The organism is Spirosoma endbachense (assembly GCF_010233585.1).
In the GTDB taxonomy this organism is placed as follows: Bacteria; Bacteroidota; Bacteroidia; order Cytophagales; family Spirosomataceae; genus Spirosoma; species Spirosoma endbachense.
The window spans coordinates 1,675,409-1,692,946 of sequence record NZ_CP045997.1; the positions used below are offsets into that span (position 1 = coordinate 1,675,409).

Genomic DNA, 17,538 nt, shown 5'->3' on the forward strand with positions numbered 1-17,538 from the left:
CAGTTTATTGTAAAAAATTTGATATTTTTTTTGGGATCGTATGCAACGAACCCTAGACTTCCTGCGTATTAATACGTATGTGCGTATACTCACCCTAATCGGAACGAACGTTGTTTTTCAAAAAATCGTCCTCGTTTGCCGAACATGACCTAATCAGTGTCATTCAGGCTTGCCGTGCCAACGATCCCCGGGCGCAGCGAACGCTATTTAAGCAGTTTTTTGGGTATGCCAAGAGTATATGTCTACGCTACACCTCTAGCCGCGAAGAGGCTGAAGATGTGCTGAATGAGGGATTTCTAAAGGTTTTTCAGCATTTGGACCGATTCGACGAAACCCAGCCCTTTAAGGCATGGCTTCGAACGATTCTGGTCAACACGGCTATTAGCCATTATCGGCGTAATCATCAACTGGAACAACACACCAATCTGGAATCAGGCGAACAGGTAGCGCTTGATGAAGATGTTGTTGATCAGATTGCCGCCGAAGAAATTCTTGCCCTGGTCCAGCAGCTAACACCTACCTACCGAACGGTGTTTATGATGCACGTTGTTGATGGTTATAGCCTCCACGAGATTGCAGGTATACTTTCACACAACGAAGCCACAGTACGTTCTAATTATGCACGCGCCCGCCAGAAACTCCAGCAAATGATTCGGCAGGCATATCCTTTCCACGCTAAGACCAGCCCCTCGGCTCCAATACCATATCATGAAAACTGATCGATTTGCCGATATTATCAGGCGAAAGCTGGATAGCATCCGACCCGATTTCTCCGAGCGGGACTGGGCGCGGATGCAGGCAACCCTTAAACAGGCTGGCCCATCTCCCAATGCGCCCACTCCGTCCGCTCATCCCTTTGCTAGTCAGGCAGCCCGATTTGCAGTTGCAGGCGCTGTTGGAACAACTATTTTCTTAACCACCACTATCTGGCAACACTATGAATTAAAACATTTACATCAAACTCTTCAGCAAGTAACCCAAAAAGCGAATCGGTTAGAAACAGCCCAACCCGATGCTGCCCATATAACGCAGCCTGCTACTGAATCGGAAGCGGTTACTTCTGAGTCGAATCCGCGTAACCAGAAAAGCGAAACGTCAGTAGATGCTGCACCAGAACGAAACTCGGTTACGCTGAAACGCGACACCGTCTATATAGACCGGTACGTAACAGTACCTGCTCCAGCAACTCGGCTTCGGCCAACTGAGAGTTCTCAGCTCACAAAGCAACCCGAGCGAACTAGTACGGGGAATCAGGTTGCAAAAACTGACTTTTCTTCTTCAACAGAACGGGTCGGAAGCACGACCCGAAATCGAACGACAAATCAGCCTGAAAACCGCATTGCAGAACCCATTTCGACTGGATCTCGGCCACGTGTCGAGGTTACACACCCGGAGAAATCGGCAGAGAATGTTGCTATTGCAGACCGGCCAACTAAAGGTCGGGATCGGGTTTCTGGTAGTTACACGAACGTAGAGCACACGAATCAGACCTCTACCCGAGAAGTAACGAACGGGAATGTTACAACACCTTCATCATCCAACAATCAGGTAGTACAAAATCAACCTGTATCATCAGATATTCCTCCCGTTATCAGTACAGGAGAAACAACGCAACCGACGTTTGCTTATGAATCGCTGGCGGCATTACCAATGCAGACCAATACAGTTCGCTGGGATGCGCTGTTGGCGCAACGTGCCAGACAAATGCGCCCGGCCCGAACAGCGGTAACGGTTGTCAGTGGTCAACCCACAACGGCTCCGACCAGCCAGCGGGTTCAATCAATACCGCTACGCTTGAGAGCAGGTATCGGTACGGATATCAATTCCGAGATGTGGAGTATGGGGGTCTATACGGAGCTTCTGGCATCCAAACACTGGAGTTTGGGATTGGGATTAAGTCAGGCCACATTTGCAACAGCTGCCTTCCGCAGTCCCTTGGAATTCGACAAGAATATTCCGCAGGATTTTCGTAAACAGTACGCGCGGGGCCTTGACCCACGGCTCGACATTTTTGGCATTGAGATGTATACGGTTCGTGTTCAGCTTCCAATTAGCCTGGGTTATCGCATTCCGCTCAGTCAATCATTTACGCTGCTACCCACAATTGGCACATCGCTAAACCTGCAAAGTCAGCAATACATTAGCTTCTATCATCAGTTGCCTTACTGGAAGGGATACGAAAAATTTCAGGATAGGAGCATTCGGCCAGTGGACTTGTTCAACAACATGACTTTTGGCGCTAGTCTTGAATGGCAAAATAAGCACTGGGCAATCCAGGCAGGTCCTGTCATTTCAACACCCCTTCAGTCGGACCCAGGTTGTCAGCAGGATGCGACGGTTGGGCTAAGAGCAAGGCTATTTTATCAATTCTAAGCCGTTAAGGCCTTATAATAGGGCGAAACTGCTGCACGGATCGTTTTATACAAAAGAATCAGCGAATAGGCTCTCTGGTAGAGTTTTTATTCGCTGATTCTTTTTTCGGGTTAATAGCTACCTATTTACTAGCCGTTACCCGCCAGATTCGTCCGGCCGCATCATCGGCTACCAATATTGATCCGTCGGGCAATACCGTTACGCCCACCGGTCGACCATAGACATCTTTATCCGCTCCTTCTGCTATAAAGCCCGTCAGAAAATCTTCAGGTTTGCCGGGTTTGCCATCGGTAAAGGGTACGAATACAACCTTATACCCCGAAAACGCAGAGCGATTCCAGGAGCCATGCTGTCCAATAAACGCACCGTTATGGTACTTTGCTGGAAATGCTTTCTGGTCATAAAAAGCCAGGCCAAGCGAAGCCGTATGAGAACCCAACGGCACATCGGGAACGATCGCTTTTTTCACCAGATCAGGCCGTTCTCCCTTCCGGCGCGGATCTTCATTCTGACCATAGTATGAATAAGGCCACCCGTAGAAAGCGCCTTCCTTAACACTGGTCAGGTAATCAGGCACCAGATCATCGCCTAGCTCATCTCGCTCATTAACAGCGGTATACAGTATATTTTTTTTTGGCTCCCAGTCCATACCGACCGGATTACGCAAACCGCTGGCATAAATCCGTTCGCCTGTACCATCAGGGTTGATTTCCAGAATATTAGCCCGACGGAGCTCATTTTCAGGACCATGTTCGCCCACGTTGCTCCCTGATCCGACCGAGACATATATTTTCTTGCCATCGGGACTTGCCAGCAGATTACGCGTCCAGTGATTGTTATAGCCACCAGCGGGTAAGTTCAGAATCTTCTTGCCCGGTGCGGTCATTTTAGTCTGACCTGCCTTGTATGGATACTGCATTAAGCCATCGGTATTAGCCACAAAGAAACTATTTCCCAACACAAGCATACCAAACGGTTGATTGAGCCCGGCCAGAAACGTCTCCCGAACTTCGGGCTTACCATCTTTATTCGTATCGCGCAGGAGTGTAATCCGGTTGGCGCTCTCTTCTGTTCGTTCAGATTTGTTCTGGCCCGTCACAACATTCTTTACCGCCTGCTTAACACCTTTTCGCTCGGTATTCGACTCAGCAACGAAAATATCGCCGTTAGGTGCTACGTAAATCCACCTCGGACTAGCCAGATCGCGGGCATACTCAGTTATTGTAAAACCTGCTGGCGCCTGCGGTGTTTTACCAGTTGGCCAGCCAACCACATTACTAAAATGCAACGCCGATTTAGTAGCGTAAGGAGCAGGCAGATCAAGTGTTGTGTCGGCGGTGGCTACTTCGGTAGCCGATTGATTGCTCTCTTTTTTTTGGCTACAAGCCGATAAGACAGCCATTACAGCCGCCGTCAGAATAAGTCCAGTCGTTTTCATCGTTGAGTATTAGTGTGCATTTTTTCCAAAAAAAGCATGGTTGCTACATTTCGGAAACATGCTTACTTAACTCAATGGACAATCTTTTGGTTACGGATTATCTTTTTTTGCCGATAGCTCCGTACCCTGTGTGGCCAAAGTAAGCCCCGTTACAGCTTTTGTCGTCCCATCCCGAACGAACGTAATAATCGACCCATAAGAGCTTGTAGACTGATAGGTATCAGGCTTGGCTTGCTTGATCAGCTTGTTTTTACCGTAGCTGTCGGCTTCCCCAAATAAGTCTCCTTTATCGGCAGTAACGGTAAATTTTTGAATTGGACTACCACTGGCAAGTGTGTATGAACCGGTGTACACGTTGAGATTGACCGAATCGGCAGCCATTTTAGCCGATGGGGCTGTGGCCTGTGCATAAGCCGAGCCAGCTTTGCATAATACGATGGCTATGAACAGAATTGATACCGTTAATTTCATGATTTTAAGGGGTTTAGTTAAAGTAATAAACATAATCAGTAAAGTGCCAGCGAAAACCGGGCATAAGGAATTGGGCCTTTATAAAATACCTCACTAACGGCTTCCATATCGAATCGGCGATAAAAATCAGCGGCATCGAGTCGGGCGTCACACCAAAGTAAGGTCGCTCCTAACCGACGGGCTTCCGCTATGACATGGCTCAGCAACTTCGTACCGATTCCCTGATGCTGATGGTCGGGGTCAGTTGCAAATTTGCGAAAACGGGCCGTTTGCTCATCTACGAACAACGAAATAACAGCAATCAGTTTATCGTCCCGAAATGCCCCAAAATGAAATCCATCTGAATCATTCTCGACCTTTACGTAATCGATTGGCTTGTCGGGCCATAAGACACTATGGCGGAGTTGATAGGTCTGTTCTGGCGTGATCGATTGAATCAAAACAGGACCAGCGTGACTGGTATTCGTCATTGTCAAACGTGATAGTAAACGCAAGCTATCAAAGATTCAGGAAAGCCACTAGAAAAGGCCAATTCTTCATAAAATCATAAACAGGTAAGTTTATCAATCAGGGCCGAACTACAAGTGAATAATAAATGCCGATTGGGGTGGTTTAGGAGAAAAGGCAGATTAACATATCGAGTTATTCCTGATGTAATGTAGATCAAAAAGTTATGAAAAAAACCCAGTAAAGGCTTATCTTATGCTGTAATCAAAATAGTCTTCACAACAACCAACTCATGCTGATCACAAAGACCTTCTACGCAAAGATTGTTAGGCCATCATGGTCTTTTTCCCGATTTATCGTACTGCTTGTCTCCAGTCACCTCGCCATTGGCCAAGGCCCTCCCAACGCCGACATATTTCTGGTTGACCTTGACCTGAAAAGTAAACCCGCTCAAGTGGGCAGCCCAACAAATATAACCCAGCGCATAGGCTATGACAATCAGCCCTCTTTTTCGCCTGACGGCATAGGTTTGCTCTATACCTCGATGCGGGAGGATGGCCAGACAGATATTTATCGGTATGATGTTCAGCAAAAGTCCACCACTCAGCTGACCCGGACACCCGAAAGCGAATATTCACCAACCATCACGCCCGATACAACCTATTTTTCGGTGATTCGGGTTGAGAAAGATCAAACACAACGATTGTGGAAATTTCCTGTTTCGGGCAATGGCGAGCCAGAACTGGTCTTGAAAAATGTTAAGCCCGTAGGTTACCATTGCTGGCTGTCCAACGACTGGCTGGCCTTATTTATCTTAGGTAAACCAAATTCGCTCCAACTGGCTCAGACTACTACCGGCGATACCGTCCGAATTGAAGGAAATATTGGCCGGGCGCTCCAAAATGTACCCGGCAAAAATGCGGTTAGTTTTGTGCACAAACGAACACCCACCGATTGGGAAATCAGGCAGCTCGATCTGCAGACACGTCAGTCATCACTGATCGTAAAAACGCTTGAGGGTAGTGAAGATTTTGTCTGGACACCCGATGGAACGTTACTTATGTGCCGTGGCTCGGTCTTATACCACTATAAGCCAAATGTAACCCCAACCTGGACACAACTCGCTGATTTTAGCAGCTTTGGAATCAAACAACTAAACCGGCTTGCTATTGATCCACAAGGTAAAAAATTAGCTTTGGTCGGACAATGATCGTTGACGACGAATGCTTGATCATTCTGTCAAGAATTCTAAGCGTAAGTCCTAAATATATGATTGCCAACAAATGGGTGTTTTTATATAAAAAACAATAAGTAGTCGATTGGTCAGTCCTGCTTAACTAAGTACACAACTAATCTAAATCCCGTTAAGATGGCTACCGCAACCGGTACGAAGGAAGATCCGTGGAAATTAAAAACTCCGCCCGGCACATCAGATTACGAATTGTACAAAGATGTAAAAGATGGCAACGATGTTTTAGTGTGCACAGTCGGGAAAACGGTTTTGTACTACGATTATCGATGCATAGCTGATTTGCATGACATGCTTAAGAAACATGGCGACTGGATGGAGCTTGGTGCTGCCGACGAACAAAAAGACGCAAAGCAAGGAACCGTTGAGGCATGGGGACGGTCATCAGAAAACCCAGTCGGTGGCTGGTACGGTCTGAAAAAAGGATTACGGGGCCGATTCGGCATGTATATTCCTCCCCTGCTGGAAGTTTTGGGGCTTGCAGAACTGGAACATAATCCTAAAAACAATCGAATGCGGGCAATTTAACGAGCCAATCACCTAGCACACGAGCCTTTCCAGAAGCATTAGTTGCTTTCATGGAAAGGCTCGTGTGTATATGACTCATCTAAAAGCAGGAAACCGCCCCCAAGCGGGAGCGGCTCCATGAGTACAACAAAACCACAGTAAAGCTGCCGGACATAACGGCCAGACAGGGTGCCTGTGGCTATGTTGTCGTATCTTACGCTTCGATCAGGAATTCGTCGTGCTGGCTTACGTCCAGACCCGACTTCTCGTCCTCTTCAGAAACACGCAAGGGCAGAATCAGATCGGTAACTTTCAGCAGCAGGTATGACATACCGAAAGCAAATATTGATACCAGAACCAGAGCGATCAGGTGTTCGACAAACAGGCCTGTTTCGCCAAAGGCCAGTCCTTCGACCGTAACAGCCGAGTTAACACCTTTACTAGCGAAGATGCCAGTCATAAGCAGACCTACCATTCCACCAACACCGTGGCAAGGGAATACGTCCAGCGTATCATCAAGCGTTGACTTAGACCGCAGATGGGCTACATAGTTCGAGATGATTGCCGCAACTGTACCGATAAAGATTGACGTTGGAACCGTTACGAAACCAGCTGCTGGCGTAATAGCAACCAGACCTACAACAGCACCGATACAGAAACCCAGTGCCGATACTTTCTTGCCTTTAGCCGAATCAAACAGAACCCAGGCAAGACCAGCCGCAGCCGCAGCTGTATTCGTTGTTGCGAAAGCTGAAGCAGCCAACGGAGTCGCTCCTACTGCCGAACCAGCGTTAAAACCAAACCAGCCAAACCACAGCAGACCAGTACCCAACAGTACGAATGGAATGTTTGCAGGTGGGAAATAGCTAGCTTCAAGGTGCGACTTACGACGCTTCAGATACAAAGCACCGGCCAACGCAGCCCAGCCAGCAGACATGTGAACAACCGTACCACCAGCAAAATCAAGTACACCTCTCTTAAAGAAGAAACCATCTGGATGCCAGGTCATGTGTGCTAATGGCGCATATACGAACAGGCTAAACAGGATCATGAACAAAACGTATGACCGGAAATTGATCCGCTCAGCCATTGAACCTGTAACCAGAGCAGGCGTAATGACGGCAAACTTCAGTTGGAAGAAGGCAAATACGACCAATGGAATAGATGCTGCCAATGACCAGGGCTTTCCGTCCAGAACGCCTTTGAACATAAAGTGATCCATTGGATTGCCAATGAAACCACCGATGGATGAACCGAAAGCCAGGCTAAAGCCAACTACAACCCAGAGGATGCTGATAACACCCATCGCAATGAAGCTTTGCAGCATCGTTGAGATAACGTTTTTGTTGTTGACCATCCCGCCGTAGAAATACGCCAGACCAGGGGTCATTAACAAGACAAGAGCTGTAGCAACGAGCATCCAGGCCGTATCGCCCGAGTTGATGCCTTCCGTCACAATTTGCGTCGGAACACTGTTAAAACCGGGCAGCACACCGAGAATAGCGAAGACTCCCAGCAGAATCAGAGGTACGTAATTGGGCTTTTGCATAATAATTGAGGGGTTTTTGTTGTACTGATTTATGGAATTTGGGTTAAGAAAACGGAGATACAGGCTTAGAATTTGAAGATGGCCGCCATACCGAGCGTCGTTTGCGACTTAGTCAGTGAACCGTCATTCTTTTCGAACTTATTGGCCGAGTAGCTATCAAGCCGGAGTTCAGGCTTGAGCAGCACATGACCATCGGCCGCTGTGATATTACCCGTTATCGTAATCGAGTTCACACTTGCGCCATTACCTGCTGCATCCGTCAAAGCGCGAGCGCCATTTTTGTTGTCGAATGTTTCATACCGTAAGCCCAACCCGAATTTATCAGTAAATGCGTAGTTTGTATAAACGGCTACACCACCCCAGCTTTTCGATGTAGATGGACCACCTACACCCTGATAATCACCTTTCTGGGAGCCAGTAGCAGCATTCAGACCAAGATAGAATTTTGATGTAATCTGATACGTAGTTGTCAGGTCGAACAGTGAATAACTGGCGTCATCAGCCTTAACACCTGTTACATCCTGAGAAGCTTCGTTCGAGATAATTCCGTTCAGATAAACATTCCAGCCCGAAACCGGCGAGAAAAAGAACTGCCCGATCAGACCCTTCTTTTTGTTATTGTCAACCAGGTTATCAACGTTATTGACAACGCCTAACATTAAATAAGCACGATCACTGAACGCATATTGTGCCTTTAAGCCGATGTGATAGAATGGCCCGTTATTGAAGAGGTTAGATAAAGAATAGTTGTAGTTAACGGGAGCATCAATAACTTCATAACCGATGTGAGTACCGAACTGACCGGCAGTAAACGATAATTTAGGCGTGGCCTTAAAGACAATGTATGCCTGCTTAATGGCCAGCGCTGTTGATCCTGGTGTTCCGAGAAGACCAACATTATTGCCATAGTTTCCCAGATCAGCAAATGTTCCAAACGTCAGGTCCATAACAGCATCAACCTTATCGGCTGTATACGTCGCCTTCGCCTGAATTAATCCAATTCCGAACTGGCCCGCCTTTTGATCAAAAGCCCGTGCATTACCAACACCTGAACCATTTAAACCAAGGTTCGACTGACTCTTTGGGTTATTGAAGTTACCCAAATAGTAGGTGTCCATGTAGCCTGAGAACGTAAATTTCCCCGGAGTAGTACTCGTTGAATCTTGGGCGAAAGCGCCAAACCCGGCAAACAAAGAACTAAGAAGTAAAACTGTTTTTTTCATGCTTTTTCTTTGGTGGAGTAGTGGGTGAAATTGTAGTTTAACCGGGGACAAATTTTATCATATAATTTATTCCACACAAGAGATTTTGTTAAACAATAGAGCAATTTTTCATGTTTTATGCTATTTTGTTCAAATTGTTCTAATAATTACACGTATAGTACCTAAAATTTGCATTTTTTTCTAAATTTTAATATATTCTGTATTCAAGACTTTTTGCCAAATATTCTTTTAGCGAATTTTTTTAAAATATTCCTATTCTCATATTGGCTTACGCATAAAAAAGCCTGACTGGATAATCCAGTCAGGCTTTTTTATGCGTAATAGTGTTCCTACTAGGCCTCAGCGTGAAGCCACGCTTTCTTGGCCAGTAGTGTTTCTTCATCTTCTACATTTTCAGGATCGGGAACACAGCAGTCCACCGGGCAAACAGCCGCACATTGTGGCTCCTCATGAAAGCCCATGCACTCTGTGCATTTATCATTCACGATGTAGTAAAATTCATTAGAAACGGGTGCTTGTGGTGCTTTGCCGCTAACAACCGTCCCGTCACCAAAATCAACTTCGGTCAGTTCGGTTCCACCACCCCAGGTCCATTCGACACCACCTTCATAGATGGCTGTATTGGGGCATTCGGGTTCGCAGGCACCACAGTTGATGCACTCGTCAGTGATCATGATTGCCATGAGCAGTACAGATTTATAGACGATAAACTTTTATCTTCCTGAATTGAACAACAAATATAACTATTTAAAGGTTAACGGCAAACTAAAATTTCATTACATTAGTTGATGGTGTATTCCATTTGTTTATTTACTTCATGCTTCAATCAGAACGCCTACAAACGTTCGTGGCTTTAGGCAACTTCTTACGCTCCGCCGAAGCCCTGCCCGAATTAGAGGAAATTGCTCAACGGGCTTATTATAAGAATAACTGGTTTACACCGGCCAATACATTAAACGCCTTGAGAGCCATTGCCGATGAGTTCCTGACGGCCGATAAATTAAATGCATGGGTTCATTCCTACCCACCTGAGCCAAATGCTGTTTCCCGAAGTGTTGGGGTCGTCATGGCAGGAAATATTCCGGCGGTTGGTTTTCATGATTTACTCTGCGTACTGCTGAGTGGTCATGATCTGCTCGCCAAGTTAAGTACGCAGGATTTTGTACTAATCCATTATTTAATACAAAAAATAAAAGAGATCAATCCTAATTTTGCGGACCATATCGAAGAAGCGGAACGGCTCAACACGGCCGACGCCTACATCGCTACGGGCAGTAACAACACGGCTCGGTATTTCGAGTATTACTTTGCTAAAAAGCCAAGCATTATTCGCAAAAATCGCACCTCTGTCGGCTTATTGATGGGTGAAGAAAGTGACGACGAATTCCTGAAACTAGGCGAGGATATTTCTGACTACTATGGCCTGGGCTGTCGCAATGTATCAACGATTCTGGTGCCGGAAGGGTATGATTTTACGCCCCTTCTACGAACGCTGGAGCCTCAGATTCTGTTGTATCTTAACAACCATAAATACCAGAACAATTACGACTACAACAAGTCAATTTACCTAATCAATGCCGTACCTCACTTCGACAATGGTTACCTGTTGTTGACCGAAAATGATAATCTGGTCTCACCGATTTCGGTTCTATACTACCAGACTTACCGGACGCTTGCTGATGCTACAAACTGGCTCAATGAACGCGCCGACCGCATTCAGCTTGTCGCATCAGCTCAGAACTGGTTTTCTGGTCATGTCGGCTTATCGACTGTTGCTTTTGGTCAGACACAACGACCTGGACTGAGCGATTATGCCGATGGTATCGATACAATGGCCTTTTTAGCGCAATTGTAGGGCATACAGAAGTAACGAGCCTATCCGTTTCTAGTTGCCTTCAGCGTTAACATTCGTTCTGGTTCAATCGGCTATTGATTGAACCAGAACGAAGTCAAAAATCCTCACTAGGTTTCACTTTCCAGCGTATTGCCTTTCCGGGAATTACAGTACTGACACATAGGCTGATAATTCGCCAGTATGCTTTGTCCTCCTTTGGATCTGGGCAGAATGTGGTCGATGGTCATGAGCGTAAAATTAGCGGTGAACAGGTCGACATGGTGCCCGCCCCCCTGATCAACCGACGCGATCAGGTACACTCCTTCTACTCCGCAGCGAACACAGGAAGTCCCTTTTTTGGCAAATACCTGTAACCGCCGATGATTGAAATACTTCGTGTGCAACTGGCCGAAATCCAGTCGTTTAAGCACCCGATTGCCATTTAGTGTATGCGGTAAAGTCATCGTAAAAACTGAAAACTTTTTAATTGTTTACTATATCCAGGCCTTTGGCGTAGCCGTGCCACGGTTCTTAATTACACTCACTGAACCGTGGCACGGCTACGCCAAAAGCCTGGTATCTTTTGCCTTAATACCGCCAACTTTTCAGGTCAGCGTTTTTCGGTGCCGATGTTTCGATACGCTTCAGGATCTTGTCGATATACATGGTGTTGTAACGAAGGCGGCTGATGTAATTAGGTTGCGTAGGATCGCCATTCCAGCAATGTTCTGCCCGATCGCCGTAAGCTACTTCACTGCTTGCTGACGGATTCTGAACGCTTTTCAGGAAGTCTTCCATCAGATAGACGGCATTATTGAGGTAGTAGTTATCCATGTCACCACAGTAAATGTGAATTTTACCAGTGACTTTGGGGCCAAGGGTCTTCCAGTCGCGACGAAGGATATGCAATAGATCATAATGCTCACGCCAGTATTCGGCAACTGTCGGGTCAATATCGCCGGTAAGTTTATTCCAGATCCTTTTCGGATACCCATCCGATCCCACTGGCGAATAAACGGCTTCCCAAATGTCAAACTGGTCGCCGGAGCGCGAATGCGTTCCAAGGGCTAGTTCGCGATGATTCGTTTCCTCTACCGTGCATTTTACCTGCCCCAGGTAGTTTCGCTGGCCCGGCCGTGGCGTACGTCGAAATGGTCCTTCGGCATAATAGGCATTCTTGTCTTTATAAAGATTGAATACGGTGTAGGCGTCGAAAGCAATCGGGTCAGGGCAAGCCGCAAAGCAGCCGTTAAACTCATCAGGATAGAAAACCTGCGCTGCCAAAGCCTCCCAGCCACCCGTTGACCCCCCGTATGTAAACCGCGCCCATCCCTGCCCGATACCCCTGAACTGTTTTTCAATTTCGGGCAGCAGTTCATACATAATGGCATCGCCATAGGGGCCAAGGTTCTCGGAATTTACGGCATAAGAATCATCGTAATATGGATTTGCGTGCTGGATCTCAACAATCAGCATTCTCGGAAAATCTTTGCTGGTCCACTTCTTGTAAAAATCGTAGGCTTCCTGGGCTACAATTTTCTTATAGCCATATAAATGAAACCGGTCAATATAGTCGGTCGTATCCATATTGGCAGGAGGAGGTGTTTCGCTGAATCCCGAAAAATCATCGGGGAAATGCCCATGATACAAACAAAGTGGATAATGAGCATCGGGATGTTCATCAAATCCGGCCGGCAACAGGACGTGTGCACCGAGATACATCGGGCGACCCCAGAACTCAGTTAGCCGCTTACTTTGAATTCTGATATGCTTGATAAATTTCGTGTCCTTGGGTTCTGCAATCGGCGGATTGACCTGATTGAGCGCGATTGTAATCGATTGCTTTGCTCCGGGTTTTATGCTGATTTTCTGCGGTTTACTAAACAGATTTCCAGGTGCGGTTCGCCAATTTTGGCCTTCACCTCTATCCATCGGCAATTTTACGGTATGCCCATCCTTACGTTTAACTGTTTCGTATTTATGCAAAACTGCCTGAACATAATAGTCACCAGGCGCAATGTCTTTCAGGCTTCGTTTGGGATATCCGAACGCACCCGCATCAACAAATGTAGCCTGACCGGGTTTAAGTCCGTCGACATCAACCCCAAAAATCTGGGCTGTTTCAACCGCGTCGCTCACCTGCGAGCGTGGTTCGGTTTTATCAGTTTTAGCCAGAATCAGCAGTACCCGACCATCGAGGGCTGTTTTGCTTTGAGTAGCCGGGAAGGAAACGGAAAAGGTTACCGGTTGAGCATGGGCTATAGTAGAAAGCAGCCCCATTAAAAGGAGTAGTCGATAGTTCATGAAGTAGCTCAGGTTGGTTTACAGTCGGAAGATACTCATTTGACTGATAAACACAATCGGTGCCTGATCAGAGAACTATCTACTTACTGCCGTTACCTGCTATTCTTCATAAACCCATACCTGTAAAAACCAGTTTCACCCGCCCTACATGTAGCGCCTGATTTAAGAAACGGAGTGCCCCCGTTGCCTGCTGATGTAGAAAGCGCTGACTGTCATTAGAAATGCAACTTCGCTTATAGGGCAAACCGTAATCGTTCAGCCAGCGGGCAGAGCCGTAGAAGTCAAGTGATTTAGCACGTAATAATGGATTGATTAACTGATCCTCCCCCAGTTGTTTTCTGTCTGCTTCAGGCCATCGACGTGGTTTCGGATGGGGGCGTGTTGAGGCAATACGAGTTCCGGATCTTCGGTCAGAATGGCCTGTGCCGACTCGCGGGCAGCCGTCAGAATGGCTCCGTCTTTAGCCAGGTCGGCAATCATCAGGTCCATAACGCCACTCTGCTGCGTACCCGTCAGGTCGCCGGGGCCGCGCAGTTGTAGGTCTACGTCGGCAATTTCGAAACCATTATTGGTACGAATCATGGTTTCGAGCCGGGTACGGGTATCACTACTGAGTTTATAGCCAGTCATCATGATACAATACGACTGATCAGCGCCCCGCCCAACGCGACCCCGTAGCTGGTGCAGCTGCGACAGACCGAACCGTTCGGCACTTTCAATCACCATGACACTGGCATTTGGCACATTTACACCCACTTCAATGACCGTTGTGGCCACCAGAATCTGCGTTTCGTGCTTAATAAACCGCTGCATTTCGTCGTCCTTTTCGTAGGGCAACATTTTTCCATGCAGCATACCAACCTCATATTTCGGTCGCGGAAAAGCGCGCTGCATACTCTCGAAACCGTCCATGAGGTCTTTGTAATCAAGCTTCTCCGACTCTTCGATGAGCGGATAGACCACATACACCTGTCGGCCGAGTTCGATCTGTTGCCGCATAAATCCAAATACTTCGGAGCGGTGTTTATCGAACTTATGAACGGTCTTGATTGGCTTACGGCCTTTGGGTAGCTCATCAATGACCGAAACATCCAGGTTTCCGTATAGTGTCATGGCCAGCGTACGCGGAATGGGCGTGGCTGTCATAACCAGAATGTGTGGTGGTACGGTTTCGTTTTTTCGCCAGAGCTTTGCCCGCTGAGCCACCCCAAACCGGTGTTGTTCATCAATAATGCACAGGCCGAGGTTTTTATATTGTACAGCATCTTCGAGCAATGCATGGGTGCCGACCAGGATATGCATCTTGCCCGTCTGCAACTCTTCATGCAGAACGACACGACGTTTTTTATTGGTCGAACCAGTCAGAATACCAAGGTTCAGCCCCATCGCATCGGCAAACGGTTTAAGACCGTTATAGTGCTGGTCGGCCAGAATTTCAGTTGGAGCCATCAGGCAGGCCTGGGCCCCATTGCCAATAGCCAGCAAACACGCAATGAAGGCAACAATGGTTTTACCGCTGCCCACATCGCCCTGCAATAGCCGATTCATCTGCTTCCCAGTCAGAAAATCACCGTAGATTTCTTTGATAACACGCTGCTGCGCTCCGGTCAGTTCAAACGGCAGTAGCTCGTTATAAAAGTGCTTCATCAGCGATGTATCCCGGAAAATCTGCCCCGGAAATTCTTCTTTCTGAATCAGTTTGTTCTTGATTAGCCGAAGCTGATTGTAGAATAGCTCCTCAAATTTCAGCCGTCGCTGCGCCTGCTTCAGCCAGCCCTGATTCTGCGGCAGGTGAATATTCCACATCGCGTCACGCTTACCAACGAGCCGATATTGCTGAATCAAGGCGTCGGGAAGAGTCTCCCGAATATGCGGCCACGCCTGTTCGAGCAGCATCCGCATAACTTTACCAATCACTTTACTATCGAGATGGCGTTTGCGGAGTTTCTCGGTAAGATTATACACGGGAAAGAATCCTAACTCCTGCTCCGAGGCCGTATTGGTATTTTCCAGTTCAGGATGAACAATACTAAATTGCCCATTGAAGGACTGGGGCTTGCCGTAGGCAATGTATTCGCCATCGCGTCGAAGGGTTTTCTCAATGTAGGTAATACCCTGGAACCACACCAGACTCATTGAGCCAGTGCCATCCGTAAATGTCCCGACAAGCCGTTTTTTAGGTCCTTCCCCTTCCGTATACCAATCACGAAGCCGACCTTTAATCTGGGCTGACGGCATTGAGTCCATCAATTCGCTAATGGTATAATAGCGCGACCGATCGTCGTAACGGAATGGGTAATATTGAATCAGGTCACCATACGTAAACAGATTCAACTCTTTATTGAGAAGTTCCGTACGTTGCGGCCCTAGTCCTTTCAGGTAGAGAAGTGGGGTATCGAAAAAAGTAGTTCGTTCGGTCATGTCAGACCTGGCAAAACCCAGTTTACAGACGGTATTTGACCAAAATTAAGCATTTCTGCTCGAAAAAGAATAGACGATGCAATTGAGTAATTCCGGTCTTGCAGGAAGGAGGAAGGATCGATTTAGAAAGCGCAATTGATCTGCCTGTCCTTTTCTCAATGGATCAACGCGTTACTCGTCATCTGACCGCCCAATACCAAAGGCGAAACCAGCATAAATATCTAAACCGCGCGGCCGGATTCCGCTGCTAACGTTGCCCAGCAGGCCGAGTAGATTATCCGTACCCAACCAACCCGGCCCAACCCGAACCGAAGCACCCGCCGACAGGCCATGGTTCAGATAAACGATCGGCACCGATAAACTCAGCCAGCGTGCATCGTATCGCGGAGTAACCGCTATGAGCGACGGTTGGTGGGTGGCAAGCGCATCGACAGCTCTCAGATCCTGTAAATAAGTCAGATTTATACCAAATCCGCTGGGCAGCTGGTAATCGCCTGTTACGTTCAGTGATGTTGGGAGCCCTGTCCGGAAGCTGGTTTTATCAGGACTGCGCCCCGTATTGATTTTCTGCTGAATGACTCGGGCAATATCTTCGATACCGTTCAGATTGTTAAAATCACTCCCCCGAAACCGAACCGGATTCTGACCGATGTCAGTGTAGTTGTAATCTTCGCCGGTATAGGTCAGTCCGCCAATATCAGTTACTGCCAGACCTAATTGTAAAGCAGGGCTATCAACATCATATTGACTCACATATGTCAGGCCAACATCAACACCAACACCTTTACCGGGTGCCGACGTGCTAAACAAAGTTCGGGGGTTCAGGCTTCGATCCTGTAGAAAGCTCGTATAAGCAAGGGTAGCATCCAGTCGATTGACCTCCAGTAGTGCACTATTCGCATTGTTCGGGTCCTGAATAATCCGGTAGTCCATTCCCCGGTTAACAAGGTGCTGGGCATTATAGCCCAGCAGGAGTTTTGCCGTGGCTCCCAGTAGAAGTTTTTGCCCATCCCCCTCCCAGATTGTTCCGGCATAGGTCAATCCCAGTTCAACAAACGTATTGGTGTTCGCACTGAATTTATTGTCCCGGTTGGGAATGCTGTAAAGTGCTTTATCGCTTAAACTGGCTCTTATGGCTGACAGCAAATTTTCTGATGCGCCAACAACCTGCCCTATTGCCCGGAAGCGGGTTGTTACGGCAAAAGCGGCACGGTCGCTTGTTTTTATCAGGAAGGCAGGTCCTCGTATTTCCCCTAGGATCGTCCCATTTTTAGGCGTACCGTTCAGGATTTCCTGGGTATACGACGCATCGAATCGGACGGAACCATCTGGGTTTTTATATTGAGAAGGTACCGTTCCACTAATTAATCGCAGTAAGGAAAACGGTGCCTGATACCGAACATAATTGTTATTGACATGGGCAATGCCCGTTGCAACGTTCAGGTAGAACTTAGAGGGAGAATCAGCGGCTAAAGCGGGGTTAATGTAAAGCCGATTGGTGCCGCCATAGCGACTGGTTGAAATGCCAAGAAGGTTTTGTGCGAAACTGGCTGTCGTAGCCAGCAGAAATGATACTAAGACAAACGAATACTTCATGCAGTCACGGTTTGAATGGCAGGTGTCCTGCAAGGTAAACGCCAATTCGCTGCGTGGGTTTGCCCAATGGCCGTTTATTTTGATTTAGTGGTATATAAGAAGGTCGTTCGTAACCGTCGACACCTA

General features: G+C 47.3%; 15 protein-coding genes. 5 read left to right on the forward strand and 10 right to left on the reverse strand.

The genetic code is table 11. From position 1 onward, the window contains the following. Nucleotides 1–110 precede the first annotated feature (110 nt). Entirely contained in the window at nucleotides 111–719 is a 609-nt protein-coding gene (locus tag GJR95_RS06555) for an RNA polymerase sigma factor (protein WP_162385109.1), read from the forward strand. Next, entirely contained in the window at nucleotides 709–2,373 is a 1,665-nt protein-coding gene (locus GJR95_RS06560; protein WP_162385110.1) for a hypothetical protein, read from the forward strand. Before GJR95_RS06555 ends, GJR95_RS06560 begins: the two co-directional genes overlap by 11 nt. 121 nt (nucleotides 2,374–2,494) lie before the next feature. On the opposite strand, the gene GJR95_RS06565 is transcribed toward GJR95_RS06560, so the two are convergent. From GJR95_RS06565 to GJR95_RS06575, 3 genes are all read right to left on the reverse strand, one after another. After that, nucleotides 2,495–3,811, reverse strand: a complete 1,317-nt coding sequence (locus GJR95_RS06565) for a PQQ-dependent sugar dehydrogenase (RefSeq protein ID WP_162385111.1) — start codon at nucleotides 3,809–3,811, stop codon at nucleotides 2,495–2,497. Nucleotides 3,812–3,901: 90 nt separating this feature from the next. Continuing rightward, the gene (locus GJR95_RS06570) at nucleotides 3,902–4,282 is read right to left on the reverse strand and encodes a DUF3471 domain-containing protein (protein WP_162385112.1); all 381 of its coding nucleotides are present in this window, start codon (nucleotides 4,280–4,282) and stop codon (nucleotides 3,902–3,904) included. Nucleotides 4,283–4,317: 35 nt separating this feature from the next. Continuing rightward, on the reverse strand, nucleotides 4,318–4,752 hold the full coding sequence (locus tag GJR95_RS06575; RefSeq protein WP_162385113.1) for a GNAT family N-acetyltransferase: 435 nt from the start codon (nucleotides 4,750–4,752) through the stop codon (nucleotides 4,318–4,320). 269 nt (nucleotides 4,753–5,021) lie between these two features. Between GJR95_RS06575 and GJR95_RS06580 the strand changes: the two genes are divergently transcribed. Together GJR95_RS06580 and GJR95_RS06585 are read left to right on the forward strand one after the other, a co-directional pair. Next, nucleotides 5,022–5,939, forward strand: a complete 918-nt coding sequence (locus tag GJR95_RS06580) for a TolB family protein (RefSeq protein WP_162385114.1) — start codon at nucleotides 5,022–5,024, stop codon at nucleotides 5,937–5,939. A gap of 159 nt (nucleotides 5,940–6,098) precedes the next feature. Continuing rightward, nucleotides 6,099–6,506 (forward strand): DUF6855 family protein, encoded by a 408-nt coding sequence (locus tag GJR95_RS06585; RefSeq protein WP_162385115.1) that lies wholly within the window; start codon nucleotides 6,099–6,101, stop codon nucleotides 6,504–6,506. A 193-nt stretch (nucleotides 6,507–6,699) separates the two neighbouring features. Here the strand turns inward: GJR95_RS06585 and GJR95_RS06590 are convergent, their stop codons facing one another. The 3 genes from GJR95_RS06590 to GJR95_RS06600 form a co-directional block, all read right to left on the reverse strand. Continuing rightward, nucleotides 6,700–8,034 (reverse strand): ammonium transporter, encoded by a 1,335-nt coding sequence (locus GJR95_RS06590; protein WP_162385116.1) that lies wholly within the window; start codon nucleotides 8,032–8,034, stop codon nucleotides 6,700–6,702. A 65-nt stretch (nucleotides 8,035–8,099) separates the two neighbouring features. Next, complete coding sequence (locus GJR95_RS06595; protein WP_162385117.1) at nucleotides 8,100–9,257, reverse strand: porin; 1,158 nt, start codon at nucleotides 9,255–9,257, stop codon at nucleotides 8,100–8,102. 332 nt (nucleotides 9,258–9,589) lie between these two features. Further along, on the reverse strand, nucleotides 9,590–9,940 hold the full coding sequence (locus tag GJR95_RS06600) for a 4Fe-4S dicluster domain-containing protein (protein ID WP_162385118.1): 351 nt from the start codon (nucleotides 9,938–9,940) through the stop codon (nucleotides 9,590–9,592). A 134-nt stretch (nucleotides 9,941–10,074) separates the two neighbouring features. Here GJR95_RS06600 and GJR95_RS06605 point away from each other — a divergent pair, with 134 nt between their 5' ends. Continuing rightward, complete coding sequence (locus GJR95_RS06605) at nucleotides 10,075–11,112, forward strand: aldehyde dehydrogenase family protein (protein WP_162385119.1); 1,038 nt, start codon at nucleotides 10,075–10,077, stop codon at nucleotides 11,110–11,112. 107 nt (nucleotides 11,113–11,219) lie between these two features. Here the strand turns inward: GJR95_RS06605 and GJR95_RS06610 are convergent, their stop codons facing one another. The 4 genes from GJR95_RS06610 to GJR95_RS06625 all read right to left on the reverse strand — a co-directional run bounded on the left by GJR95_RS06610 (nucleotide 11,220) and on the right by GJR95_RS06625 (nucleotide 17,412). Further along, the gene (locus GJR95_RS06610; protein WP_162385120.1) at nucleotides 11,220–11,555 is read right to left on the reverse strand and encodes an HNH endonuclease; all 336 of its coding nucleotides are present in this window, start codon (nucleotides 11,553–11,555) and stop codon (nucleotides 11,220–11,222) included. Nucleotides 11,556–11,679: 124 nt separating this feature from the next. Next, entirely contained in the window at nucleotides 11,680–13,395 is a 1,716-nt protein-coding gene (locus tag GJR95_RS06615) for a hypothetical protein (protein ID WP_162385121.1), read from the reverse strand. A gap of 312 nt (nucleotides 13,396–13,707) precedes the next feature. Further along, nucleotides 13,708–15,816: an ATP-dependent DNA helicase RecG gene (gene recG / locus GJR95_RS06620; protein ID WP_162385122.1), complete on the reverse strand. Its 2,109-nt coding sequence runs from the start codon at nucleotides 15,814–15,816 to the stop codon at nucleotides 13,708–13,710. Between the two features lie 171 nt (nucleotides 15,817–15,987). Further along, nucleotides 15,988–17,412, reverse strand: a complete 1,425-nt coding sequence (locus tag GJR95_RS06625; RefSeq protein ID WP_162385123.1) for a DUF5723 family protein — start codon at nucleotides 17,410–17,412, stop codon at nucleotides 15,988–15,990. Nucleotides 17,413–17,538 lie beyond the last annotated feature (126 nt).